The 1135-nt window shown below is 30.7% G+C and carries 1 protein-coding gene; it reads right to left on the reverse strand.

The window, feature by feature from the left end; genetic code table 11:
• The coding region (locus R7E47_RS25000) for a hypothetical protein (protein ID WP_318085477.1) at positions 1-1135 on the reverse strand (1135 nt) is incomplete at both ends.

The following is a 1135-nucleotide window of genomic DNA, read 5'->3' on the forward strand; positions in this document are numbered from 1 at the left end:
TAAGTCGTTTTCGCATCTACTGTTACAGAGTAGGCAAATTGAGGAGCTGTTGGTGCATGTAGAAGAATATCAGTTTTTCCAGAACCACCTAAATGTTCAACATTTAATCCTAATAGATTAAATCCATCTTTTAATGCTTTTTCAAAATTCTCAGGTGCAGATGATTCTTTTGAGGCCAGTCTTATTTTATTTAAACATTTGTCCACAAAATTAGAATTTCCATTCAAATTAGAAGGAACTTGAACTTTAGTTTTTTCAATTGAATTTAACGAAATATAATCTTTTATTAATCCATAAAAATTCATTCCACGTTTCGTCAATCCAAATAACTCCATACCTATTTCCTGGATTAATTTAGCATTTTTTAATATATGTAACCTTTTACGCAGTTCACTTAAGTCTTTATACGAAAAATTATAAGAAACTTGACCAAGTGTAGCGAGTTGTTTGGAACTTAACTCTCCTTGAGATAGTTCACCCAATATTTCAAATACAAAGTTATATTTTTTATTAATACAGCAGGCAAAATCTATCTCAAAGCTTTCAGTAGGGAACTTCCTCCCTAAATTGGTTGTTTGATAGTGTATTTTAGTTTTTCTTTCAATAAAATCTAAATTTGATAACGCCGTGAGAGTCGCATTAACAGAGCTTTCTTTAATACCATAAGTTTCTTTAGAATACTGTATTATTTTCTCAACTTCAATCGGCTTATCCATTAATTGCAAATAGGCATAGGCAGTATCATGCATTACCTGTACATTTCCAGGAAAATATCCTATTCCATTTTTTCTTTGTGCCTTTTCCTCTTCATTCAACTCACACAATTCTAACGCCCACTTCGATATAGGCACCTTTGTTTCACTGGTTGTACTATCTACATCAACTACCATATCTTCACAATTAAAATAACCTACCGTATTTAAAAATTTTTCACCCAATTCGGTAATACTATAAGTATATGAAAAATCCTCATATTTAATTAGCCCTAAGTCTTGAAGCCAAGCCAATCTGTTAAATATTTCAGACTTTCCTTTCCATGGTAATTTATAATCAAATAAAGCAATATCCCTAATCATCTTTATTTGAGCAGGGTTTTCAGATAAAATATAAAGAATCTCTGAAAAAAATCTTATAT

It is taken from the genome of Vibrio sp. Vb1026 (genome assembly GCF_033338745.1).
GTDB classification, from domain to species: domain Bacteria; phylum Pseudomonadota; class Gammaproteobacteria; order Enterobacterales; family Vibrionaceae; genus Vibrio; species Vibrio alginolyticus.